This is a genomic window from Neptuniibacter sp. QD29_5, from assembly GCF_047778125.1.
Classification (GTDB): Bacteria; Pseudomonadota; Gammaproteobacteria; order Pseudomonadales; family Balneatricaceae; genus Neptuniibacter.
The window spans coordinates 1,339,448-1,363,247 of sequence record NZ_CP180556.1; the positions used below are offsets into that span (position 1 = coordinate 1,339,448).

A 23,800-nucleotide genomic window follows, 5' to 3' on the forward strand; every position below is an offset into this window, starting at 1 on the left:
CTGGATGTCATTAGAGCGAAAGCTCCCCAGGGGGGTATCCGGGTTTGAGCAATTTAAATCTTTCTGGGAGCCGCGTTGGGAGCTTTATGCAGTAAAGGTAAAGCCTGGTGAGTTTTATATTGCTAATGATGAGTTCGTAATTACGACTTTACTTGGGTCCTGTATTTCAGCTTGCATTTTTGATCCGGTTACAGGCTTCGGTGGATTAAATCATTTTATGTTACCTGCCGGAGGGTCAAATGATGACCTTCAGCGTTCATCTCGATATGGATTGTTTGCGATGGAGCAGTTGGTTAATGAGTTAATGAAGCATGGTTGTTTGCGTGAAAATTTGCAGGTGAAGCTCACAGGTGGCGGAAATATGATGTCCGGAATCGCTAATATAGGCCAGCAAAACATAGATTTTATTCTTAAGTATATAGATGACGAAGGCTTAAAACTGGTAGCCTCGGATTTAGGTGGAGATCGAGCTCGCAGAGTGGCGTTTTTCCCAACTACAGGACGTATGTTGGTCAACAAGCTTGATCACCGTGAGGATCAGCGAGTGATAGCTGAAGAGCGTTCTTACCAAATTGATGTTGATCAGCATCTGGATGATTCAGATGTTGAGCTGTTTTAAAGGAAATTACCCTGATATGGAAAAAACCCGGGTATTGATAGTCGATGATTCTGCTTTGGTTCGTGGAGTGATCAGTGAGTTATTGTCTATGGATTCTAGTATCGAGGTTGTAGGTACCGCTGTTGACCCATACGATGCTAGGGACAAAATTAAGCAATTGAAGCCGGATGTGTTGACGCTTGATATTGAAATGCCAAAGATGGATGGTATTACTTTTTTAAAGAATCTAATGAAGCTAAACCCCATGCCTGTGGTTATGTTGTCAACACTTACACATGAAGGTGCTGATGCCACTTTACAATCATTAGAAATAGGTGCGGTTGATTTCATTGCTAAACCGTCTAATACACAATCAGATGAGCTATTGGAAGTCTTTCAATCTGATCTGGTGGAAAAGGTAAAGGCCGCTGCTTCAGCATCAGCTAAGCTAAAGTTTCGTCGTAATACTCGTAACAGCGAGCCCAAGGTACTAAGTAAACCTTCGTCAGTGCTAAAGGGAAGAAACAAGCTAATTGCAATAGGGTCTTCTACGGGGGGGACTGAAGCTCTTCACGATATTTTATCTGTATTACCTGCTGATATGCCCCCAATTGTTGTAACACAACATATTCCGGCAAGTTTCAGTGATCGTTTTGCTAATCGATTAAATCGCAATTGTGAGCTGACGGTTAAAGAGGCAGTTCATGGGGAAGTATTAAAATCAGGAAATGTTTATATCGCCCCTGGTGACACTCATTTATGTGTTAAACAGCATGGGCATGAGTATGTATGTGCTTTAGTTGACAGTAATCCAGTTAATCGACATAAGCCTTCTGTTGAGGTTATGTTTAATTCTATTATTGAAATTGATCCTAAAAACATTACGGCCATCATGCTTACAGGTATGGGTGAAGATGGCGCACTAGCTATGAAAGATCTTGTAGATAAAGGTGCCCACTCAATTGTGCAAGATGAGGCTTCAAGTCTGGTTTGGGGAATGCCAGGTGCTGCTGTGAGACTAGGTGCGGCAAAAGAGGTTGTTCCTTTGAATGATATTGCACAACGACTGGTTAAGCACCTGTCGTAATTTAGAGTAATTGAGGTTAGCTAAATGACGTTAAAGAAAATAATGTTGGTTGCCGCTCTGTTAGCAAGTTTGGTGCTAGCAGCTGCTGAGGTCTTAGGGCTTGAAAGTACCGTAACCCATATCTGTCTGGTAGTGCTAGTTCCGGCTTTGATTGCTCAATTTGTTTTGAATGATAAAGTTTCTCCATCGCCAGCTCACAAAGAAAAAGAATACAACAGAGCGGCTAACGGTTCCGCAATGGTTGATCCAGCATTACAGAGTGCTGTTAAAGAGGTATCTAATACCCTTGTTCATGACGCGATGATTGTTAATCAAGAAGTATCCCGTGTAGATGGGTTGATTAAAGAATCTGTTCATTTGATGAGTGATAGTTTTCATACCATGCATGATTTGGCAAGCCGTCAGGCTGCGTTGACCGCTGAAATCATTGATCAAACTCATGAAGGTGATGCTGGAGATAGTGAACAAAACCTAAATCCAGAGACTTTCAGCATTCAAAGCTTTATTACTGAAACCGGTCGTACCCTAGATCAATTTGTAAATGTGATGGTCGATGTAAGTAAGAACAGTCTTGAAACGGTACATCATATCGATGATATGGTTGAAAAATTGGATGGTATCTTCGGTCTAATTGAAAATGTTGAAGGCTTAGCTAGTCAGACAAATTTATTAGCGCTTAACGCCAGTATAGAAGCTGCTAGAGCGGGTGAAGCGGGCCGAGGCTTTGCGGTAGTAGCAGATGAGGTGCGCACACTATCCATTAACTCCGCTAGTTTGAATAATGAGATCCGCGAGGAGATTGGCTCAGCTAAAGAAACTATCGAGATCCTGCGTAGCACTGTTGGTGGAATGGCTTCTACCGATATGAGCGATACCATCGGTACAAAAGATAAGATGGGGCAGATGCTTGAGCACATGGCTGATATGAATCACTTCTTAAATGAGAAAGTGATCGAAATTTCAAACATTGGTACTCAACTAAGTAGCAGTGTAGATCAGGCTGTACGCTCCTTACAATTTGAGGATATATCTTCTCAAGCTCTTTCTTCTGTGGAGCATAATGTTGATTCTTTGAATGAGGTATCAACATTGATTTCGAATGTTATTACGCCAGATCATCAGGTGAATAGTGCTGCTGCTGAACACTGTATTTCTCGTTGTAAGGAGCTCAGAGAACAGTCTGTTCAACGTAATCAGACCCGCACTGTTGCACAAAATGATATGGATGAAGGGGAAGTAGAACTATTCTAATAGTGCTCTACAACCATAAAAGACAATAGGTAATAGGATAACGTATGGCTATTTCGGTACAAAATGCTGGTGATGATAAAACAATTAATATCGTAGTATCTCAGCAGTTTGATTACTCCTTACATCAAGCTTTTCGTGATGCTTACCGTAATGTCGATATATCTGGAGCTATTTTTAAGGTAGACCTTTCAAAGGCAACATATATGGACAGTTCAGCGTTAGGAATGATCCTATTGCTAAAAGAGCATGCGGAGAAGAAAGGCGGTAAAGTGATTATTTCGAAGCCAAATGAGTCGGTTCATAAGATTTTAACAATCGCTAATTTCGATCAGTTTGTAACTATCGAGAGCTAATTATTTATGGTTGAAGCTGAATTAAGACAAGGTGGCAGCGGCGATAATCAAGTTTTAATCGTTGATGACATGCGTTTGAATCGTCAGATCCTTGGTCAGATGGTTCAAGAGATGGGTTTAAAGGCTGTTTTTGCCGAAACAGGTGAAGAAGCCGTCGCAAAGTATATGTCGTTAAAACCCAGTCTAATCCTGATGGATATTAATATGCCTGGGATGGACGGTATTCAAGCAACATTGCAAATTAAACAGGCCGCCAAGGATAGCTTCATACCAATTATTTTTGTAACCGGTGCTGAAGGCCAAGATGTAATTCGTCAGGCGATCGATGCTGGTGGTGATGATTATATTCAGCGTCCTTTCCCTTTTGAGTTACTTGAAGGAAAAATTGTTGCCCTCCGCCGAATTGCCCAACTTTATCGACAGGTGAACCGCTTAAATCACTTGAGAGCTCGAGAGGAAGAGGTTGCTGAGCAGTTATTAAGTGGTGCCGTTGAGTCTGCCAACGTTGCTCTAGATCAGATACGTATTCACAAACAGCCAGCTGAAACGTTTAGTGGCGATGTTCAGCTTAGCGCTTTCCGCCCGAACGGCGAACTAAATGTTCTGTTGGGGGATTTTACTGGCCACGGTTTGACCTCTACGATTGGCGCTTTACCTCTATCAGAAACTTTTAGGGCGATGACAGCTAAGGGTTATGATGCTGAGGAGATCATTGCTCAAATAAACCGCAAGCTACAAAAACTATTACCTACGGGGATGTTTCTAGCTACAGCCATCGTCACACTTAGCCAGGATGGCACCGCAAAAATATGGAATGGTGGCTTGCCAGATATTTTGGTGATCTCACAGGGTGAAGTGGTGCAGCGTATCATTTCGAGCCATCCACCTCTAGGTATCATCCCGTCTGTCAAAGAGCTTAATTTTGAACACACAAAAGTACAACCTGATGATCATATCTTGCTGCTAAGCGACGGTGTAATTGAGGCAGAAAATCATTTAGCTGAGCAGTTTGGTGAAGACAGGTTATATGACTCGATTGCGGCGCAGGCAACTGATGTAGAGACCCAATTGGTGGATATCATCTTGTCAGACCTCAGCGATTTTGTTGATGATCATATTCAAAAAGATGACATATCACTGATAGATATCCCTGGTAGTGTCACGGCCAATGATCTGAAACCTGTCACGCCATGTGGCATTGAATTAGATGTTAATGAAGCCTCTATCCTAGATATCTGGAATTGGAATTTAGAGCTACAAGGGGGAAGCTTAGCTCGTATTAACCCTGTTGCTCAGGCTTTAAGCCGCCTGCAAGAGTCTGAGGGTGGTGGTGATCAGTGGCATAGTGTTTTCAGTATCTTAACGGAGCTTTATGTGAACGCCCTTGATCATGGTGTTTTGAAGCTGGAATCTAGCCTTAAAGCCTCTCCTGAGGGATTTGCTGAGTACTTTAGTGAGCGTGAAAGGAGGCTGGAATCCCTGTCGACAGGTGCAGTTTCGCTCTATCTGCAACATACACGCTTTGCTAATGGTGGCCGTCTTTTGGTTCGAGTAGAAGATAGTGGTGAAGGCTTTGATTTTGAGCATTGGTTGAAGAATGAGCAAACTGCTAGCGTAGGTCAGTTTAGCGGTCGAGGCATAGCCTTAGTCTCTGATCTATGTGATAGCATCACGTATGAAAATGGTGGTACGGCTGTTGAAGTGGTTTATAGTTACTCAACAAAAGATTAGGTGTTTCGGGCAATAATTAGAAACTCTCGATTTCCATCCCCGCCTTTGATAGGGCTTTCAAAATAATCGACAATTTTCATCCCTAATTCCGAACAGCACTCTGCTACCTGAGATTTGACTTGGGGGTAGAGTGAGCTGTCTCTTACGATGCCTCCGCGGCCTATACCTTCTTTTCCTACTTCAAACTGAGGTTTAACTAGGCTAATTAAATAACCATTTTTAGCGATAAGGGGGATTAGAGAAGGTAGAATTTTACGTTGGGAGATGAAGGATACATCCATAACCGCAAGGTCAAATCCTTTGCCATCGGTATGCTTAAGAAGCATATCTTGAGGTAAATCCCGACCATTGACACCTTCATAACAAGTAACTCGAGGATCTACGCGAAGCTTATCCGCTAGTTGATCATGACCTACTTCGATACCTACCACAGCATCAATACCTGCTTGTAGTAAACAATCGGTAAAGCCACCTGTAGACTGACCTACATCGATAGCTGTTTTGTCATTGAGATCCAGTTGTAGAAGATCTAAAGCTTTTAAGAGTTTTAACGCACCGCGTGAAACGTAGCGATCAGCTTCGTCCTCTTCCACCTTAAATGGTGTTTCGGCTTCTAGCTTTAGGCCTGGTTTTGTAAGAGGCTGCCACTTACCTTTGATATCAGCTTGAACTCTGCCTGATTTGATCAATTGTTGCGCGTGGGTACGCGAGCGGGCAAATCCTTGTTCAACAAGGAGAAGGTCAGCACGTTGCATAAGAGTCTCGAGAAAAAGAATGGATTATACTCAAACTAACTCTTGCTGGTTAGATATTTAATAGGAGTGTACACTCCTTGCTTAGCATATATGTAATGGCTCAATTACTTTCATTTAATGCAAAATTATCTTGTGAACAGGGATAACTATGAATAAAAGCATCATCAGTACTGAAAATGCACCTTCTGCAATTGGTACGTACTCTCAAGCGGTTCGTGTTGGTAACACTGTCTATATGTCTGGTCAGATTCCTCTGATTCCGGCAACGATGGAGATGGTTACAGAGTCGTTTGAAGCGCAAGCTGAGCAGGTTTTCAAAAACTTGCAGGCTGTTGCTGAAGCTGCAGGTGGTTCTCTTTCTGATGTGGTTAAGGTAACAATTCTGTTATCTGATATGAGCCACTTTGCGATGGTTAATGAAGTGATGGCGCGTTATTTCTCTGAGCCATATCCAGCGCGTGCAGCATTTGCGGTTAAGCAATTACCGAAAGATGCAGATATCGAAGTAGAAGCAATTATGGTAACTGCTGAGTAATTGCTTTAGCAGTGATCTAGAAGGTAAAAAGGCAAGCTTACGCTTGCCTTTTTTAATCCCATCCTTGAGAAAACACTAAACATTCCATGAAGGGGGGAGAACGTTTAGTGGTAAAGCTTGAGATTAGCTCTCTTTTTTCTTGCTATCTTTTCTGTTGCGGCGTGGCGGACGATTGCGGCTGTTACCTTTACCCCCTCGATCAGAACCACGACCTTTATTGCCGCCACGATGGTCGCCGCCACCAGAAGCTTCTTTGAGATTCAGGCGCTGGCCGCATACAACTGCTTTTCTTAGCTGTTGTACAACCGATTTGGGCATGCCTGTTGGTAGATCAACTGTTGAACAGTCGTCGTAGATCTCGATTGCACCAATAAAGTTAGCGTCTAAGTCAGCTTCGTTAGCAATCGCACCTACGATGTTTTTTGGCGCCACACCGTGGTCATGACCAACGCTGATCAAATAACGTTGCATTTCAACGTCTGGATGATCTTTCAGTTGTTTGGCTTTAGTCGACATGCCACGTGGTGGGCGTTTACCACGGTCATCACGGTCACGATCGCCACGCTCGCGACGAGGTGGGCGTTCTTGCTCTTTCATTAGCAGCGGTGTTTCACCTTGTAATAGGTGAGCTAGCGCAGATGCAATGATAAGCGGATCGGCATCGTGTTCCTGCTGGTATTCGGTCAGTAGGTTTTTAAAGAAATCTAGATCTTGGCTATCGATTGTCTGTGTGATGCGATCAACAAAGCGTTGTACGCGTTTTTCGTTGATATCATCAGTTGATGGCAGCTGCATCGCTTCGATCTTCTGGCGAGTTGCACGCTCAATAGATTTAAGCATGCGCTGCTCGCGAGGTGATACAAACAGAATCGCTTCACCTTCACGGCCTGCACGGCCAGTGCGACCAATACGATGGATATAAGATTCCGTATCGTAAGGGATATCGTAGTTAAGTACGTGGCTGATTCGCTCTACGTCCAAACCACGTGCTACAACGTCAGTAGCGATAAGGATGTCGATTTGGCCGCGTTTTAGCTTGTCTATCGTGCGTTCACGCAGGTTTTGAGAAATGTCACCATTCAGTGCTTCACATGCGTAGCCGCGAGCCGATAGTTTTTCTGCTAGTTCTACCGTAGCGGATTTAGTACGTACGAAAATCAGCATGGCATCAAAAGTTTGCATCTCTAGGATACGAGTTAAAGCATCTAACTTTTGATTACCTGATACGCGAAGGTATTTTTGCGTAATAGTTGTTGCTGTTGCTGTTTTCGCTTTGATGCGAACTTCAGCAGGGGAGTTCAGATGATTTTCAGCAACTTTCTTGATTTGCGAAGGCATAGTCGCAGAGAAAAGCGCAATTTGACGATCATCTGGTGTATGTTCAAGTACCCACTCAACATCATCGATGAAGCCCATGCGAAGCATTTCATCGGCTTCATCCAAAACTAGTGCTTGTAGATTATCTAGTTTTAGAGAGCCACGACGCATGTGGTCCATTACACGCCCTGGTGTACCTACAACAACCTGCGCACCACGTTTTAATTGACGTAGTTGGCTGTCATAAGCTTGACCACCGTAAATTGGCAGAACGTGGAAATCAGGGAGGTTACGTGCATAAGTTTGGCACGCTTCAGCTACCTGAATTGCTAATTCACGAGTAGGGGCAAGAATCAGTAATTGCGTATGACGGCTCTTTAGATCAAGCCTAGATAGCAATGGTAGGGAAAATGCGGCAGTTTTACCGGTACCCGTTTGCGCAATACCCAGAAGGTCTTTACCTTCTAGTAGATGGGGAATACTTGCTGCCTGAATTGGAGATGGCGTTTCGTATCCGATCTCGTCCAGGACCTTCAATACGGGAGCCGCAAGGCCAAGCTCAGCAAAGGACAGCTGATCTTCTGAATTCATTCTTTGACTTACCTATTCGGAATTAGGGCAGGGCTGCATACTATTTAAGATACAGTATAGGCTGCTCTGGTGGGAAAGCGGGCATTATACACCTCAGACAGGCCATAACAAGTTCTCTGGGCTTTAATATCTATTTTATACCGTTATCTGTGGTGAAATTTTAATCATAAAAACTGTGCATATTTTAAACAGCGTTATTCTTGGACTACAGCACCATCTAAATAGAATTAATCATCTAAAATTTGGGAAAGTAATTTTTTAAGGGTTTCGGGTTCAAAAGGTTTATCCGCCATCGCATTTACACCTGATTTGGCGACATTACTCAGATGGGCATGGCTTGCTTCACTGGTTACCATCAAAATAGGAATATGAGAGTAATCCCCAGAGCCTCTTACATATTCGGCAAGTTGCAACCCATTAATTTCTGGCATGTTGTAATCGGTAACAATGAGATCAAACCCATTGGGAAGTAAGGGGATCGCTTCAGAGCCATCAGTGGCTTGAGTGATATTTTCAATACCTAAATTTTTCAAAACGTTGGTAATAACTTTACGAGCCATACGGCTATCATCTACCACTAATACCCTTAATGAAGCAGTGTCATAATACTCAAGATCCAGCTCATGGTGGGACAGTATATCTAGAGTTGAATTTATTGCGGTTGCTAAATGATCGTGATTGAAAGGTTTAGGCAGAATAGCGATGATGCCTGATTGTTTAAATTTATCTAGCTCGCTATGTCTAGTTTCACTTGATACCAGCATAAATGGCAGGTCAGTAAGAGAAGGATCGTTACGAATAAATTGAAGCAGTTCCTCTGCTGAGCCGTCGGAGAAATAAAGGGCGCTAATAACTAAATCTGGGCGAACCGATTTTATTTGTTTAATAGCTGTAGCTACGCTGTCAGCTTCATCTATACGCTCAACTAATTCTTTGTTTAACTCTTTACGTATAATCTTTCTTTGAGTGGCTGAAGGCTCTACAAGTAAAATCGTTAGATCTGAAGAAGTTAGCTCCGACATGTATTTTCCCTTTTATTGTCATTTATTATTAATTATTCAAGCTGTTGTATAGATCATATCCTTTTAAAGCTGAGTAAACTTTGATTTGAAGCTAAAGTGTATGTAATTAGTAGTGAGTTAATTCCTAAGTAGAATAGTGGGGAGGATAAAATGAAAAGATTTATTTTAGGTTTCTTAGTGTTCCTATTTAGTTTTTCTGCGGTCGCCCAAACTTCTTTATGGAAAGTATCTATTGCAGATCAACATATTTATCTTGCTGGGACAATTCATGTATTAGCACCTTCCGACCTCCCATTCCCAAAAGCATTTGATAAGGCTTATAAGGTCTCTGATATAGTCGTATTAGAGACTGATATGTCAGAGATTCTAAATCCTAATTTTCAGGCGAGGCTGATGGCGCACTTTTCCTATAGCGATGGCCGTTTATTAACTCATTTAATCACTCCTGAACTTTATCAAGAACTTCAGCAATATCTGCGCGAACGTGGCCTTATGCCACACATTTTTATCGGTATGAAACCAGCAGGCGTGATGTTAACGATGCTTGGTATAGAGTTTCAGCGATTGGGTATCTCTGAAGACGGTGCTGATACGGTTTACTATCAGAAAGCCATAAATGATGGAAAATCAACCCTAGGTCTTGAATCCATCGAAGACCACATAGGCTTTATTGCAGAACTGGGTGAGGGTAATGAAGAGCGTTATCTGAAACAGACGCTTGAGGATATGAAAGAGACCGAGAGTATGATGCGTGAGATGGTCCTCTACTGGAAATCTGGTGATGCTGCGGGGCTTGAGAAAATTGTCATAAAACAGATGAAAGATGATTACCCGAAGGTTTATCAGTCCTTGTTGGTTGATAGGAATGAGCGCTGGTTACCGCAGATTAAAGCAATGCTGACAACACCGGATGTTGAGTTTGTGCTGGTGGGTGCCGCACATCTAATTGGCCCAGATGGGATTTTGAAAGAGCTCATACGGCAAGGTTATTCCGTAGAACAGATGTAAGGATAAATTTATGCTTGGAACACGCATTATTCTTCTTTCAATGAGTGGTGTCCCTGGAGAAGAGGGAAGCGCTCCAGAAGCAGAAGTGATTTGCGCTGCTAATCATGACATTCCTCTTTTTTGGTTATTACCATACGCCTGTGAGGATATGCAGTACTTTGAAGTAGCTGCACAAAACGATGGCATTCTCAGTCATAGTGGGAATGCAAAATATCCGGTTTTATTAGCTGAGCGTTCCAAGCTATTAAGTCGTCTTGAGCAACGTTATGCTTTAGTTAAACCGTTTGTCTGTGAAAGCGATGCAGAATTACTGCAACGTTGGATTCAGTTCATCTCAGAACTATCGTCACCTGTCATTGCAATGGATACCTATGAGTTATGGTGTAACTCAAGTCAGCAAGAACAGTTAGCAGATATTATCCTCGCTAAACTAGCTGTCTTTGATGGCTTGAACGGCGAAAACGCATCAAATTCTCTAGATGGTTTAAAGCAACAAGGCGATTGGCAAGAGGGCAATCAGATTGCTTTAGCGGGGTTTGGTTGGTAATTCTGACAAAAAAAACCGCCACATCTAAAGGTTTGCAAGCAAACGTCATGGTGTGACGGTGTTCAGGAAGGTTAATTTCAGTATAACTTAGTTTATGAACTTTGCAGTTTTACTGAATTTTTAGATTCCGATGGAGTAACTTTAAGCTGTTACCCAAACCACTTCTGCGTCTTCTTCACTGGTGGAGACTAATGCGTGGCCCATCTCACAATCATAATAGGCTGAATCTCCAGGGAAGAGCTCCAGCGGTTCGTAAAATTCTGTGTAGAGTAGAAGCGAGCCTCTCAAAACAAACAAGAACTCTTCGCCATCATGCCTAACCCAATCATTGTATTCATCAAAATCACGAGCCCTAACCGTTGTGCGATAAGGGATCATCTTTTTGGTACTTAGCTGAGTTGCCAGTAATTCGTGCTCATAGGTAGGAGTTGGGTGGGGTACACCTTCGCCGCCACGCGTAATATCTCGACGACCACCCGCACCGGCACCGCGCTTAGGTTGTGAGAAAAGCTGGGGTATATCGATACCTAAGCCTTTAACTAATTTGTTGACGGCACTAAAGGTTGGGGAGATTTGCTCGTTTTCGATTTTAGAAAGCGTTGAACGGGCAAGACCTGTGAGTTTACTCGCTTCTTCCAGAGTCAGATTTTGGCTTAAACGGATCTCTTTAACACGTTTACCCAATTGTAGAGGTTCTAATGTAGCTTCTGTTTGACCGTTGCTCCGTTGTAGGCCTAGTTTTTCTTTCTCTTCCTTTAGGAAAAATGGCTCGTCAGACATGCATACAACCCCGAATCTCACTCTGATTTAATTATCTTTGAGCACATACGCAGTGCTATCTAGACAGTATACATGGTTGATCGGGGGTTCTCTAATAGGCTAAGGAGTGATAAGGATTTTAAACAGAGGTGATTGGTTAATTAGGTAAGTGATTTTTCAATCGCATAATCTCTTTACGGATCAGAATAGAACGTTCGACTGTGGTTGGGTGAGAGATTTCTTTTCCTTTGGTGATCGTCGAAGGGTGAACCGCTGCCATTTTTTGCCAGAATAGATCCAGCCCTTCAATTTCAAATCCTGCTTTGTGCATCAGTTGTAAGCCAATGAGATCAGCTTCGATCTCATACTGCTGAGTATATAAATTTGCGCCTAGTCCCGTTGCGATTAAGGGAGAGGGTATACCGCTCGTGAGTAAAGCCGTATCTAACAATAAGCCAAGTGAGCTATTTTTGATCCGTTGCGGGATATGGTGCTGAGTATTGTGTGCCATCTCATGAGCGATAATTAGGGCTAGCTCATTATCATTCAGCGCAAAGCGTATTAGTCCCTGTGTAATGACAATAGTGCTGCCATCAGCGTAGCCATTAACGGCATCACTAGGGCTTAAAATGACTGGGTAATTACAAAGTAACTCCGGCTGTATAGAGAGAGTAATCAGGTCTTCATCGCGTTCAACGGACAGTTCTACAGCGGTCTGATCTTTTAGATTGCTGCTTAGATGCTTAATTGATTTAGCTGTTCCTTTCGGAAAAGGTTGTTGGTTGATGGAGACCAGTTTATCGCCGACTTTCAGCTTTTGATGTGCAGGCCCGTTACTTAATACCTGTAAAACTCTAGGTTGTTCGTTAAGTGAATAGATAGATTTAGCAACGGCTTTCTTCGGTTTTTTATAGTCGTCTAGGCTATGGATGAATATACCTAAGCTCGGTTTTGTTCTTTTACCGCAGGCTTCTATATTCTTGGTCAATAAAGGGCGAGCAACTTCAGCGAGCCGGGTTTGCTGTTGCAGCTGATAGCGAAACGCTTTCTCTAATTGGATAGATTGTTCTTGTTTTAATTCTTCTTTGGACGGTGTTTCGGTAGTCAGGGACGGTGCGGAACATCCCGAAATTATGAACGTAGGTAAAATTAAGCTGATATATCGCTTCCAGTGTCGCATCTTTTTAAATCCATGTTTTTCATCCTTATAGCAGTGATTTTAGGCGCAAATCAAGTAAGTGTTTTGCCAGATCTATGATCTATTGAGGGTTGTAGCTCGTATCTCTAGAAAGGTTATAGGTGATAGAGATGAGCGAACGGTTCTGGGTTAATGCGATCGGCTTTCAACTTGTGTGGTGGCTGAGTATTTTGTATGGGAATGATGCGGTCATCGTTGTCAGCTTTATAATTTGCCTTCATCTGATTTTTCATTCAGATCCTGTTCTAGAAACCTGTATTGTTTTTTCGTTAGCAGCTCTCGGTTTCGTTGTTGATTCAGTTTTAACCCTCTATGGGGTGTTTGAATTCGACAATTCTTCTTTTCCTCCTTTTTGGTTACTGCTCCTTTGGATGGGGTTTGTTGCGACTCTCAGGCACAGTTTAGCGTTCTTTAATAATCGCTTGTTGCTATCAGCGCTGGTGGGGGCAATAGGAGGTAGCAGTACCTACATTGCGGCAGCGAAACTTGGAGCAGTATCGCTTGGCTTCTCAATGCTCTCTTCTTTTCTGATTTTGGCAGCGATCTGGTTGCTACTTTTCCCATTCCTTATGTATTTCAGTCATCGTTTAGGGGCGCGATATGTTCGTTCAGACGCGTAACTTTATTCGTTATATATCGATTTGTTTGTTATTGCTCATTCAGAGTGCATTTGCCCAAGTGTATGCCCAAGCAGAGCCCAATATAGAAAGTTGGAAAGAGGTGGGAAGAGCCGAGTTATCAGTCCTTTGGTTTGATGTTTATGACGCTGTTTTTTATACGCCAAATGGTGCTTTTCAGGGTTTTAGTTCGCCCCTCCAACTGAGTTTGGATTACAAACGTGATATCAGTCGGGATGATCTCTTGTCAGAAACAGATAAACAATTTGCACGTTTTCAGGTAGCAAAAGATACGAGATCAATATGGCTAACTCAGTTGGAGAATATATGGCCTGATATTAAAGAGGGTGACCAACTTATCTTCCAAATTAGTACTAGTGGAAAGGCTGACTTTTTCCATAACAAACTTTGGATTGGTGGTATCGAGGATATGCAATTTTCTGAATCCTTTATACAAATATGGCTTTCAGATCAGGGCGAATACCCTGAACTCGCAAGAAAACTGAAAGGCAAGTAATGATAAATCTATTTATTTCTTAGGACGGTGGATATGTTGAACCAAGAACTACCCTGGAGTTCCGCTTGGTTAACGGGAGCAGGCACTGGTATAGGTGAGTCATTGGCGCTTTTGTTGTCAGAGAATGGCGTGGATGTATTTATCTCAGGCAGGACGCTTTCCACATTAGACAATGTAAAGCATAAAGCTGAACAATTGGCGTATCCCGGTAAGATTATTCCATTAGAAATGGATACAACCCAACCAGATCAAATTGAACGAACTCTTCAACAGTTTGATAATGTTTTTCCTGAGTTAGTTGTATTAAACGCCGGCACGCATGATCCGTTTCCCGTCGAGGAGTTTAGCGCCAGCAGGGCTAAAGCTTTACTCGATGTTAATTTACAAGGCACCCTCAATTGCTTGGAGCCTGTCATAGAAAGGGCGTTGAACTCCAACTTTGGGCAAGTTGCCGTCATGGCATCAGTGGCTGGCTATAGAGGTTTGCCTACAGCTGCTGTCTATGGTGCAAGTAAGGCTGCATTAATCCATTTATGCGAAGCATTACGATTAGATTTGAAAGGCACCCAAGTAAAATTACAGGTGATTAATCCTGGGTTTGTTAGAACTCCGCTTACAGATAAAAATGACTTTGATATGCCGTTCTTATTGGAACCTGAGGATGCTGCACAACGTATCTTAGATGGCTTAATTAAAAACCAATTTGAAATTACATTTCCTAAGCGCTTTAGTTACATTCTAAAATTACTAAGCATCCTTCCTTATCGTTGGTATTTTGCATTAGTTGGCAAAGCACTACTTAAAAATAGATAAAGCTAATCAGTCAGGATCAGTATTCATGGATCGTTGGATAACGGAATATGTAATAACTTTAGAAGGGTTAAACAGAGACAACCTAGCATCACTATTAGAGATAATACATGATGATTTTGACTTTAAGGACCCATTTAATCACACCTATACCCGAGATGACTTTATCGCCATCTTAGATGATATGTACTCCAAGTTAGATCAGATTATTTTCAACGTCGATCAAGTGATGGTTGAGGAAAAACAAGCCATGATCTATTGGCGTTACAGTGCTACAAGTAGCCTGACAGGAGATATAAATTTCTCGGGTACTAGCCTTATAAAAGCAGATGAACATGGCAAAGTTTATTTCCACCATGACTATTGGGATGGATCAGAGTTACTGGTTAAAGTACCGTTGATAGGTAAAGTGGTTAAATTCTTGAGAGGGAAATTTAGCCATCAATAAAAAGCCCTTTGTTTTCAAATGATGGAATGACATAGGGCTTTAATAAATAGCTTAGGGAAGTCTTAGATTATTTCCCTTCATCATGGCAGATGACGTACAGGCCAACATCAATAGATCCATGTTCAAAACCGCCTTCACAGTACGCTAGGTAATAGCGCCATAAACGATAAAAGGTTTCATCAAAGCCTTGATGTTTAATCTCTCCCCACGACTTTTCAAAATCACGATACCATTCGCGTAGTGTTCGAGCGTAATCTTTACCAAACAATTGTTTTGTTTTTAAGGTAAAGCCATGCTCAGCAAACTTCTCTTGAAGTCGTTTATCACTCGGGAGCATGCCACCAGGAAAGACATAGCGTTGAATAAAGTCTGCTTGTTTGCGATAGCTATTAAAACGTTCGTCATCGATTGTGATGATCTGCAGGACAGCATTGCCGCCCGGTTTTAGCACACGTTTTAGGGTTTCAAAATAAGTGTCCCAATGCTTTTCGCCAACCGCTTCAAACATCTCTATAGATACCACCGCGTCGTACTGCTGCTGTAGGTCACGGTAATCCGTTAAACTGAGGTGAACCTTCTCTTCTTGTTCTGCTTCTGCAATTTGTTTCTTCGCCCATTTAAGCTGTTCTTTCGAAAGCGTGATGCCATGCACGCGTAAGTTGTTTTCTTGGCTAGCTTTTCTGGCGAACCCGCCCCAACCACAACCAATTTCAACGACGTGTTCGCCTTCTTTAGCGTTTAAAAGCTCGATGATCCTGCCGTATTTATTTTGTTGAGCATCGAACAAAGATTCATCTTGGGATTTATATAAAGCAGCTGAGTAAGTCATGCTTTCATCCAGCCAAGGCTGGTAGAAATCATTACCTAGATCATAATGGGCTGCTATGTTTTTCTTACTACCTGAACGGGTATTATCACGACGCCAGTGGTAAAGGTTGTGAAGGAAGCAGATCAAAAAACCAGCCTGAGAAAGATCACTCAGTGAGTCTTCATGGGCTAGGCCCCACTGCATCAACGCAGTTAAATCTTTGCTATTCCAATCACCAGCCAAATAGCTTTCTGACCAGCCATTAATGCCACCGAAGAATAATCGGACCAAGGGGCGGAAGTTATTCAGCTGCACCTCCGCTATAGGGGAGGCATGGCCGATTTTTTCGGTGTAGCCACTAGGTAAAGTAAGATTCAAGGTTCCAATAGATTGATTTAGCTTGGCAGTAAGGTATTTGAGGAGTTTCTTCTCAAACCAAGTTGGCTGAGGCGAGCTAGATGTTAACTCGTTGGATGATTCATAAACTTTCATAATGCGTTACTCCATGCTTATCTTGCCAGCTAATGCTGTGACTGACCTTTTTATCACGAGGTTGAATGGTCAGTTTTTTTCGCCAAAGCTTCAGTGCTTCCCAGTGAATCGCGCCTACCACTTTCAGAGTCATCAACGGATATTGGAAGAACATTTTCAATAGTTTACGGTCATTTAAGTTAATCCGATCACCTTTAAATGAAGCATAAAATACGGTGGAGTGTTCTTCTTGAGTTGGTGTTTGTTCTACTTGTTTAATACCGATTGAGACATGTCGATCAGGTGGCGTAATACTGAATTGATAAGCGGTTTCCATTGGCATAAAAGGGCTTACGTACATCAGCTTATCGCAGCCATGTCGAATCACTTTGTCTCTGCCTTGTGATTCGATGAGATAGGTATGCCTAGAGCCAAAGGTGTTGCTGACTTCATAAAGAATGACTTCAACCTCATCATCCTTGTTGTAACAAAAATAAACACTGAGGGGATTGAAGGTGAAGCCTAAAATTCTTGGATAACAAAGTAGTTCAATGCGTTCAGTTGCAGAGCTGTGTCCTCTGTCGATTAGATGCTGTCTAATCTCAGCGGCAAGGTTTCCTTTGCTGGTACCGTGATCCCGCTCTTGGAATGAGAATAGATTGAATCGGTTAATCGAAAAAAATCGAAATTTGTCCACCTGATCCAATTCATCTAAGTCAACTTTCAAGGAAAAGACACTGTACACAAATCGATGATCTGTAGGCTTTACGCGATGATGCATCACTTTTCCTTGGTAGAGTGACGATCGCAGATTAGCCATGACTTTCAGCTCGTTCAATGGTGCTATCTTCCTTGTGCATCTTACTTTCATGAACATGTATTCGGCCGTTTTTATCTTTCACCACCCAAGGGCGAGGAATGCCTCCGAGCTCTTCGGCAACCGCTAGTCCTGCTTGCAAACCATCTTCGTGGAAACCGTAACCAAAATAGGCGCCACAGAACCAAGTTCTTTGTTTGCCTTGTAATGACCATAGCTCTTTTTGAGATTGCAGTGACTCTTTGCCAAAAGCAGGATGGTCATAAAAGAAACTGCGAATAATAGATCCTTGTTCCGGTTCTTCTAGCGGATTTAAGGATACGAAGATAGGTGTGTCTGTGTTCAACGGCTGTAACTGATTCATCCAGTAGGTAACAGATACATCTTGAGATTTATCCCTCACACCCTCGGACAGGTAGTTCCAGCTTGACCAAACCTTTTTGCGTTTGGGCATTAGAGATGCGTCGAGATGAAGGTAGGCTTTGTTTCTCTGGTAAGGGAAGTTCTGCAATAATCTTTTTTCTTCATCCGTTGGCGATTCCAGCAATGCAAGTGCTTGATCAGAATGGCAGGCTAAAACTACATCATCGTATTGCTCTCGTTTGCCGTGGTGGTCTTCTATGAAGACGCAGTTATCAGAACGAATAATTTTGTGGATACGGCTGTTGATTCTGATCTTGCCATCTAAGGTTGCAGCAATTTTATCGACATAGTTTTTACTACCGCCAATGATCGTTCGCCATTGTGGGCGATTACTCAGTTGAACCAGACCATGGTTGCGGCAAAAACGCATGAAGCAACTCGCTGGGTAGTTGAGCATCTGCTCAACTGGAGTGGACCAAATCGCCGCACCCATAGGTAATAGATGGTCGTATATGAAGTGTTTACTGTAGCCTTCTTGAGTAAGGAGGTCGCCTAAGGTCATTTCATCTAAATTATGTTGTTTAGATAAAGCTTCCGAATAGCGGTAGAAGTGCATCACTTCGCTGATCATCTTCCAAAAGGAAGGTTTTAAAATATTGCTCCTCTGAGCAAGCAAACCAGACAAACCTGTACCAGAATATTCTAATTGACCTTGATTGATTGAAACCGCAAATGACATATCAGTTTCGCAGGTTTTAACATCTAGCGTTTTGAAAAACTCAACTAGATTAGGGTAGTTCACTGGGTTAAATACAATAAAGCCAGTATCAACATCGATAGATTGGTTATTGTGTTTAAAGGAGACTGTATTTGAGTGGCCGCCCAAACGATCATCTTTTTCGTAGAGGGTGACATCATGGACTTTGTTGAGAAGCCATGCACAACTCAAGCCTGTGATACCGGAACCAACAATTGCAATTTTTTTGGGGTGCATGGCTGTTATTTTCATCTTCCTAGTCCGTTGTATACACTGAAATATGGGTATGAAATTCAATTTTGTACAGATTAATACGCAGTAACAGTGCTTTAAGATCACTAGGTTAGAGATTAAAAGTGAAAAAAACACATCAGAGTGATCCGCTTGAGTCAGGGATACGTAAGGGGTTGTATGGAAAATAAACCGCCAGGTGAAGACGTGGAAAAAGTTGTTGCTATACCGCAGCCAGAAGCTACTCAAGATTGGAGCAGCCTCTTAATGTCGCTCGGTGAATCTAAAGATAAGACTCTGTTTGTGCAACTGTTTAAACATTTTGCCCCGAAGATCAAAGCCTACATCATTCGGTTAGGCTTGGTTGAGAGCACAGCAGAAGAGTTGATGCAGGAGACGATGGCTTCTGTTTGGCGAAAAGCGCACATGTATCAAAAATCCAAAGCTGCGGCTAGCACTTGGATCTTTACACTCGCTAGGAACCAAAGCATCGATTGGATGCGTAAACAGAAATATCCAGAATACTCCTTAGATGAATGGCATGAAGAAGTAGATGAATCGCAAGATGCAGGTTCTGATTTGGTTCTATCGGCGCGCATGCAAGCTTCCATCAATAAACTTCCGGAGCTTCAGGCTCAAGTTATTTATATGTCTTTCTATGAAGGACGGTCTCACTCTGAAATTGCTGACCGTTTGGGAATACCTTTAGGCAGTGTTAAATCAAGAATTCGATTAGCATCTGAAAAATTAAGATCAATGTGGAGGGATGATGTATGAACATTAAGCATCACCTAGATGAAGCTACCCTTGTTAGTTATGCGGCTGGCTCTATGTCTCAATCAATGGCCTTGGTTGCTGCTTGTCATCTCTCTATGTGCCCAGAGTGTCGTGAACGTGCGCAAAAGTCCGAAGCGATAGGTGGAATGCTTCTAGAAAGCCTTGAGCCTGCAACTATTGATGATTCATCCCTTAACCAAGTATTGGCTATGCTGGATGACGAGGATATCGGCGTAGAATTCACCCGTAGTAAGCCTGTCAAATTGGTTGATTCTGATGTGCCAGCACCTCTTGCTGATTATATTGGCGATAAGCTTGAGAACATAGAGTGGAAGCGCATTGTCCCAGGTGTCTACTTTCATGACTTACCTTGTAAAAGCGAACGAGGTGGTGTTTCGAGATTACTTCGCATAGCACCGGGTAAATCTATGCTGGCACATTCTCATGACGGTAATGAACTGACCTTAGTCTTGAAAGGTTCTTTCAGCGATGAAATGGGACGTTTCACAGCAGGGGATATTGCCGACCTTGATAGTGAAATTGAACATCAGCCACTCGTAGATAGTGATGAAGATTGTATCTGCCTGATTGCGACTGATGCACCACTTAAATTCACTACTTTGTTAGGGAAACTAGTCCAGCCTATGACGGGCTTCTAAACAGAATAGCTTTGAGTAAAGGAATGAATCATGAACATTACAGCGTTAAATGAACTAATTCCTGTGGGCGTAAGTGCTTGTTTATTAGGGCACAAGGTTAGATATGATGGAGGGCATAAACGCTCCAAATATTGCCTCAATGTCCTCAGCGAGTGTTTTGAGTTTAAACCCTTTTGTCCAGAAGTTTCGATTGGATTGAGTACTCCTCGAGAGCCGATTAGGTTGGTGGGGGATGCAGAATCCCCACGTGTTTTAGGCACGAAAGATCCCTCTTTAGATGTGACTGATCCGCTTAAGGCTTATGCCGCTGAGGTTAGTAAGAATAATCAAAATCTTTGTGGTTACATACTTATGCAAGGTTCTCCCAGCTGCGGGATGGAGCGGGTAAAGGTTTACCACGAAAATGGTATGCCGAATGTGGCCGGAAGTGGTGCTTATGCTGATGAATTTATGAAGCGTAATCCTGCACTTCCTGTGGAAGAAGAGGGGCGTTTAAATGACCCTGTACTGCGAGAAAATTTCATTACCCGGGTATTCGTCTATTTCAGCTGGCAAAAAGAGGTAATGTCGGCTCCATCCTTACATGAAGTGATTCAGTTCCATAGCCGTCACAAATACCAATTAATGGCTCACAGCTATGAAGGTTATAAGGTATTAGGTAAATATCTTGCTACCGAAGCTTCTCAGTTGCCTTTGGAAGAGGTATTAAAGACCTATATTCTCGAGCTAATGACCCATCTAAAAAAACGTGCGAGTCGAAAAACTCACACCAACGCGTTGATGCATATTATGGGTTACCTGAAAAGAGATATTGATACCGAAACCAAGCAAGATCTTCTTGAAGCGATAGAGCAGTATCGCAAGGAAGAGGTGAATTTGGTTGTACCTCTTGCGCTGTTAAAGCATTACCTAAAGCGTTTTGGTAGTGAATACATCCAATCCCAAGCTTATCTAGATCCTTACCCACATGAGTTAGGTTTAAGAAATTATATTTAAGTATTTTCTAATTAATGATCTATGATGTAAGAGCGTAAACTATATGAAGCTGGTTTGGTTTCGCAACGATTTAAGGACAGGAGACCATCACGCCCTTTATCATGCTTGTAAACAAAGTAATGGTGAGGGCGTTCTAGCTGTTGCAGCTATCACAACGAGACAGTGGCAACTACAGGACGAATCCAAAGCAAAGGTTCAGTTCTACTTAGCCAACCTTTCTAAGCTGAGTGATCAACTCAAAGCTCTGAATATCCCCCTTGTTATTGTTAGAGCACCCACCAATAAAGAGCTTCCTGCTGTTTTACTCAATTTAGCCAAACAGCACGCTGTATCAGAACTATTTTTCAATCGTGAGTACCCCGAATTCGAACAAAATCGTGATGCTGCGGTTATGGATAGTTTTGTGACGGAGGGTATTCCAGCACAGGCCTTTGACAGCGATCTTATATTTACACCGGGCTCTATCCTTACCCAGCAAGGTATGCCATTTAAGGTGTTTACCCCTTATAGTCGTGCTTGGCGTAGAAAGTTCTCGGCAGAGTGGGTAGAGGCTTTGCCAGAACCAAAACAACAGCAAAAACTTGAGATAAAGCCTTCTGAGGTGCCTACAGATGTAGGTTACTGTTTGGAGTTAGGTTCTGATTGGCAAGAATCTAGCTGGCCTGCAGGAAGTGAGGCAGCATATAAATGCTTGTATCAGTTTATCCATTCAAAGCTCGCGCCTTATCCTGATCATAGAGACATTCCTGGCATTACGGGAACATCTTCTTTATCGCCGTATTTGGCTCAAGGTGTTATCTCCACACGGCAATGCTTAACCGCCATACAGACCTATTCTGATGACCCAGATTGGTTAGATAATCAATGGGTGACAGAACTGATTTGGAGAGAGTTTTACCGCCATTTAATTGTGCAATATCCTGAAATGAATCGTTGGTTACCTTTTAAACCTGAAATAGAAAGCAAATTGGAGTGGTCGTTCGATCAATATTTGTTTGAAGCTTGGTGCCAGGGTGAAACAGGCTACGCTATTGTTGATGCTGGCATGAAGCAATTGAACCAGACGGGTTGGATGCATAATCGAGTACGCATGATCACGGCTTCCTTTCTAACCAAAATATTGCGTCAAGATTGGCGTCTAGGTGCGCGTTACTTTATGCAGCATCTAATTGATGGGGACTTTGCTTCGAACTTAGGTGGTTGGCAATGGAGTGCTTCAGTCGGTGCTGATGCAGCGCCTTATTTCCGCATTTTTAACCCTATGAGACAGGCTGAACGGTTTGATAAAGAGGGCAAGTATATTGCTCAGTGGTTGCCTGCTTTAGAAGGATATAACGCCATCCAACAACATGACCCGTTAATCAGTACGAGGTGCAATAGGCCTCGACCTATAGTGGATTATGCGCAAGAGCGCCGTTTTAGCTTAGATGCTTATAACGCGAAATAGAGGTCATTCTGAATGGCTTTTTCACCTAAAAGAAATCAAATTAATCCCAATAAATTGCTGCTGTCTAAATGGACAGCTATTGAACCTATCAATAAACGAAAGCACTTTATCGTGATTGAATTGCTGCGTGATCCAGATACAGAAGAGGTTACAGGTTGTATGATTGAAGCAGTGATTGATAAATACCAAATGCAGATCAATTGGAAAGATCTTAAGAATGCTGAGGTTTGGCGATTGGGCTGGAAATAGCTTTATTTCCCGATGGGCTTATTAGATGGGAGGTAAGCAGATAATCATGTTGCCTAACATGAATTATCTGCTTGAACCATTGTCATTAGCCGATGACAGCATTGAGTGTGAAACCGCTGATTACGGCTATTGAGAAGATAACGGCTAAAAACGCGATCATCAGTGGCCAGTAAAATAATCGTCTCAGCAGTATCATTTCAGGCAGGCTAGCGCCGCCGCTACCAATCACTAAAGCGATGATCGCGCCTAAACTTACACCTTTTGCGACAAATGAGCCTATCAATGGCAGCAACGCGGTCACTCTTATATACAGTGGAATGCCGATCAAAGCCGCCGTTGGAATTGCTGCTGGATTATCGGCATTAGCCACTTCGGCAAAAAAGTCATCCGGTATAAATCCATGTACAAAGGCGCCGATCAACATAGCGACTAGCATGTATGGGAACATGGTTCGAAAGAGAGCCCATGATTCTGCCCAAGCTTTTTTCCAGATAGTTGGTTCCTGTTGAACTGTCTCATTACAGCACTCTGTTTTTGGTGAAGGTGAGCAATCTGAATTACAGCTAGGTTTTGCCTCAAGCATATCTGGTTTGATATGACGTTCGAACCCAAAATACTGCAATAAAACCCCAGCAATAATCGAAGCACTTAAAGCTAGAGCTGCGTACCACAGGGTTACTTCCAGCCCCAGCACCGGAATAAACAAGGCTATTACGATTGGGTTCAGAAGGGGCGATGTAAATAAGAACGTCATGGTTGGACCGAAACCCGCTTTAGCTTTCAATAAACCAATCAGCATAGGTATGGTTGAGCAGCTACAAAAGGGTGTAACCGCACCAAGTCCAGCGGCAGTTAAGTAGCCACGACCATTTCTTCCACCCAACAGTTGTTGAATTCGTTCGGTTGGCAGTTTTTGATTAATCAAAGCAACGCAGTAACTAATCACGATAAATAGGAGCGTCAATTCCAAGAACAGCTGCAGGAACATTTCCAAGCTGGTGGTTAACATTGATGCGAGTTCAGGGTCTGAAGCATATTTCTCTATATAGCTAAGCATAAATTTTATCCTGTGTATTCTATA

26 protein-coding genes are annotated in these 23,800 nt (G+C 42.6%); 17 read left to right on the forward strand and 9 right to left on the reverse strand.

The genetic code is table 11. From position 1 onward, the window contains the following. Nucleotides 1–4: 4 nt before the first annotated feature. Genes ACMXYR_RS06065 through ACMXYR_RS06085 form a run of 5 tightly spaced genes read left to right on the forward strand, consistent with a single transcriptional unit; the run spans nucleotide 5 to nucleotide 5,020 of the window. On the forward strand, nucleotides 5–619 hold the full coding sequence (locus ACMXYR_RS06065; protein WP_415903298.1) for a chemotaxis protein CheD: 615 nt from the start codon (nucleotides 5–7) through the stop codon (nucleotides 617–619). Continuing rightward, nucleotides 603–1,685 carry a protein-glutamate methylesterase/protein-glutamine glutaminase gene (locus tag ACMXYR_RS06070; RefSeq protein WP_415903299.1) on the forward strand — a complete coding sequence of 361 codons (1,083 nt, stop codon included), beginning with the start codon at nucleotides 603–605 and terminating at the stop codon, nucleotides 1,683–1,685. The genes ACMXYR_RS06065 and ACMXYR_RS06070 overlap by 17 nt, the downstream gene beginning before the upstream one ends. A gap of 24 nt (nucleotides 1,686–1,709) precedes the next feature. Next, nucleotides 1,710–2,936, forward strand: a complete 1,227-nt coding sequence (locus ACMXYR_RS06075; RefSeq protein ID WP_415903300.1) for a methyl-accepting chemotaxis protein — start codon at nucleotides 1,710–1,712, stop codon at nucleotides 2,934–2,936. A gap of 44 nt (nucleotides 2,937–2,980) precedes the next feature. Then, nucleotides 2,981–3,289 (forward strand): STAS domain-containing protein, encoded by a 309-nt coding sequence (locus ACMXYR_RS06080; protein WP_415885134.1) that lies wholly within the window; start codon nucleotides 2,981–2,983, stop codon nucleotides 3,287–3,289. A gap of 6 nt (nucleotides 3,290–3,295) precedes the next feature. Then, nucleotides 3,296–5,020, forward strand: coding sequence for an ATP-binding SpoIIE family protein phosphatase (locus ACMXYR_RS06085; RefSeq protein WP_415903301.1), 1,725 nt, complete (start codon nucleotides 3,296–3,298; stop codon nucleotides 5,018–5,020). Here the strand turns inward: ACMXYR_RS06085 and ACMXYR_RS06090 are convergent. Next, a complete protein-coding gene (locus tag ACMXYR_RS06090) occupies nucleotides 5,017–5,775 on the reverse strand; it encodes a TlyA family RNA methyltransferase (RefSeq protein ID WP_415903302.1) in 759 nt (252 codons plus the stop codon). The two genes, ACMXYR_RS06085 and ACMXYR_RS06090, sit on opposite strands and share 4 nt — an antisense overlap. 148 nt (nucleotides 5,776–5,923) lie before the next feature. On the opposite strand from ACMXYR_RS06090, the gene ACMXYR_RS06095 reads away from it, so the two are divergent. Next, the gene (locus ACMXYR_RS06095; RefSeq protein ID WP_415894792.1) at nucleotides 5,924–6,310 is read left to right on the forward strand and encodes a RidA family protein; all 387 of its coding nucleotides are present in this window, start codon (nucleotides 5,924–5,926) and stop codon (nucleotides 6,308–6,310) included. A gap of 123 nt (nucleotides 6,311–6,433) precedes the next feature. Here the strand turns inward: ACMXYR_RS06095 and ACMXYR_RS06100 are convergent, their stop codons facing one another. Next, nucleotides 6,434–8,218: a DEAD/DEAH box helicase gene (locus tag ACMXYR_RS06100; RefSeq protein ID WP_415903303.1), complete on the reverse strand. Its 1,785-nt coding sequence runs from the start codon at nucleotides 8,216–8,218 to the stop codon at nucleotides 6,434–6,436. Nucleotides 8,219–8,445: 227 nt separating this feature from the next. After that, on the reverse strand, nucleotides 8,446–9,240 hold the full coding sequence (locus ACMXYR_RS06105) for a response regulator (protein ID WP_415903304.1): 795 nt from the start codon (nucleotides 9,238–9,240) through the stop codon (nucleotides 8,446–8,448). Between the two features lie 150 nt (nucleotides 9,241–9,390). On the opposite strand from ACMXYR_RS06105, the gene ACMXYR_RS06110 reads away from it, so the two are divergent. Together ACMXYR_RS06110 and ACMXYR_RS06115 are read left to right on the forward strand one after the other, a co-directional pair. Next, entirely contained in the window at nucleotides 9,391–10,248 is an 858-nt protein-coding gene (locus tag ACMXYR_RS06110) for a TraB/GumN family protein (RefSeq protein WP_415903305.1), read from the forward strand. A gap of 10 nt (nucleotides 10,249–10,258) precedes the next feature. Next, nucleotides 10,259–10,795, forward strand: coding sequence for a hypothetical protein (locus tag ACMXYR_RS06115; protein WP_415903306.1), 537 nt, complete (start codon nucleotides 10,259–10,261; stop codon nucleotides 10,793–10,795). A gap of 141 nt (nucleotides 10,796–10,936) precedes the next feature. On the opposite strand, the gene ACMXYR_RS06120 is transcribed toward ACMXYR_RS06115, so the two are convergent. Both ACMXYR_RS06120 and ACMXYR_RS06125 read right to left on the reverse strand, forming a co-directional pair. After that, nucleotides 10,937–11,575: a helix-turn-helix domain-containing protein gene (locus tag ACMXYR_RS06120; RefSeq protein ID WP_415881651.1), complete on the reverse strand. Its 639-nt coding sequence runs from the start codon at nucleotides 11,573–11,575 to the stop codon at nucleotides 10,937–10,939. A gap of 136 nt (nucleotides 11,576–11,711) precedes the next feature. Beyond that, nucleotides 11,712–12,734, reverse strand: a complete 1,023-nt coding sequence (locus tag ACMXYR_RS06125; protein ID WP_415903308.1) for a M48 family metalloprotease — start codon at nucleotides 12,732–12,734, stop codon at nucleotides 11,712–11,714. 128 nt (nucleotides 12,735–12,862) lie between these two features. Between ACMXYR_RS06125 and ACMXYR_RS06130 the strand changes: the two genes are divergently transcribed. From ACMXYR_RS06130 to ACMXYR_RS06145, 4 genes are read left to right on the forward strand one after another with little or no spacing between them, the layout of a single operon-like run. Then, on the forward strand, nucleotides 12,863–13,372 hold the full coding sequence (locus ACMXYR_RS06130; RefSeq protein WP_415903309.1) for a DUF2878 domain-containing protein: 510 nt from the start codon (nucleotides 12,863–12,865) through the stop codon (nucleotides 13,370–13,372). Further along, entirely contained in the window at nucleotides 13,353–13,886 is a 534-nt protein-coding gene (locus ACMXYR_RS06135; RefSeq protein WP_415903310.1) for a chalcone isomerase family protein, read from the forward strand. The genes ACMXYR_RS06130 and ACMXYR_RS06135 overlap by 20 nt, the downstream gene beginning before the upstream one ends. A 33-nt stretch (nucleotides 13,887–13,919) precedes the next feature. Beyond that, complete coding sequence (locus ACMXYR_RS06140; RefSeq protein WP_415903311.1) at nucleotides 13,920–14,699, forward strand: SDR family NAD(P)-dependent oxidoreductase; 780 nt, start codon at nucleotides 13,920–13,922, stop codon at nucleotides 14,697–14,699. A gap of 25 nt (nucleotides 14,700–14,724) precedes the next feature. Beyond that, nucleotides 14,725–15,144 carry a nuclear transport factor 2 family protein gene (locus ACMXYR_RS06145; RefSeq protein ID WP_415903312.1) on the forward strand — a complete coding sequence of 140 codons (420 nt, stop codon included), beginning with the start codon at nucleotides 14,725–14,727 and terminating at the stop codon, nucleotides 15,142–15,144. Between the two features lie 67 nt (nucleotides 15,145–15,211). Here ACMXYR_RS06145 and ACMXYR_RS06150 read toward each other — a convergent pair whose 3' ends face one another. The 3 genes from ACMXYR_RS06150 to ACMXYR_RS06160 are packed head-to-tail and all read right to left on the reverse strand — an operon-like array spanning nucleotide 15,212 to nucleotide 18,612. Next, nucleotides 15,212–16,444, reverse strand: coding sequence for a class I SAM-dependent methyltransferase (locus tag ACMXYR_RS06150; RefSeq protein ID WP_415903313.1), 1,233 nt, complete (start codon nucleotides 16,442–16,444; stop codon nucleotides 15,212–15,214). Further along, complete coding sequence (locus ACMXYR_RS06155) at nucleotides 16,431–17,243, reverse strand: DUF1365 domain-containing protein (RefSeq protein WP_415903314.1); 813 nt, start codon at nucleotides 17,241–17,243, stop codon at nucleotides 16,431–16,433. The genes ACMXYR_RS06150 and ACMXYR_RS06155 overlap by 14 nt, the downstream gene beginning before the upstream one ends. Continuing rightward, complete coding sequence (locus ACMXYR_RS06160) at nucleotides 17,236–18,612, reverse strand: NAD(P)/FAD-dependent oxidoreductase (RefSeq protein WP_415903315.1); 1,377 nt, start codon at nucleotides 18,610–18,612, stop codon at nucleotides 17,236–17,238. The genes ACMXYR_RS06155 and ACMXYR_RS06160 overlap by 8 nt, the downstream gene beginning before the upstream one ends. A 159-nt stretch (nucleotides 18,613–18,771) precedes the next feature. Here ACMXYR_RS06160 and ACMXYR_RS06165 point away from each other — a divergent pair, with 159 nt between their 5' ends. The 5 genes from ACMXYR_RS06165 to ACMXYR_RS06185 are packed head-to-tail and all read left to right on the forward strand — an operon-like array spanning nucleotide 18,772 to nucleotide 22,719. Then, nucleotides 18,772–19,368 carry a sigma-70 family RNA polymerase sigma factor gene (locus ACMXYR_RS06165; RefSeq protein WP_415903316.1) on the forward strand — a complete coding sequence of 199 codons (597 nt, stop codon included), beginning with the start codon at nucleotides 18,772–18,774 and terminating at the stop codon, nucleotides 19,366–19,368. Further along, on the forward strand, nucleotides 19,365–20,027 hold the full coding sequence (locus ACMXYR_RS06170; protein ID WP_415903317.1) for a ChrR family anti-sigma-E factor: 663 nt from the start codon (nucleotides 19,365–19,367) through the stop codon (nucleotides 20,025–20,027). Before ACMXYR_RS06165 ends, ACMXYR_RS06170 begins: the two co-directional genes overlap by 4 nt. A 30-nt stretch (nucleotides 20,028–20,057) precedes the next feature. Continuing rightward, the gene (locus ACMXYR_RS06175) at nucleotides 20,058–21,023 is read left to right on the forward strand and encodes a YbgA family protein (protein ID WP_415903318.1); all 966 of its coding nucleotides are present in this window, start codon (nucleotides 20,058–20,060) and stop codon (nucleotides 21,021–21,023) included. A 43-nt stretch (nucleotides 21,024–21,066) separates the two neighbouring features. Then, nucleotides 21,067–22,470 carry a cryptochrome/photolyase family protein gene (locus ACMXYR_RS06180; RefSeq protein WP_415903319.1) on the forward strand — a complete coding sequence of 468 codons (1,404 nt, stop codon included), beginning with the start codon at nucleotides 21,067–21,069 and terminating at the stop codon, nucleotides 22,468–22,470. Nucleotides 22,471–22,482: 12 nt separating this feature from the next. Then, entirely contained in the window at nucleotides 22,483–22,719 is a 237-nt protein-coding gene (locus tag ACMXYR_RS06185; protein ID WP_415903320.1) for a TIGR02450 family Trp-rich protein, read from the forward strand. An 85-nt stretch (nucleotides 22,720–22,804) separates the two neighbouring features. Here ACMXYR_RS06185 and ACMXYR_RS06190 read toward each other — a convergent pair whose 3' ends face one another. After that, a complete protein-coding gene (locus ACMXYR_RS06190) occupies nucleotides 22,805–23,776 on the reverse strand; it encodes a permease (protein ID WP_415903321.1) in 972 nt (323 codons plus the stop codon). Nucleotides 23,777–23,800 lie beyond the last annotated feature (24 nt).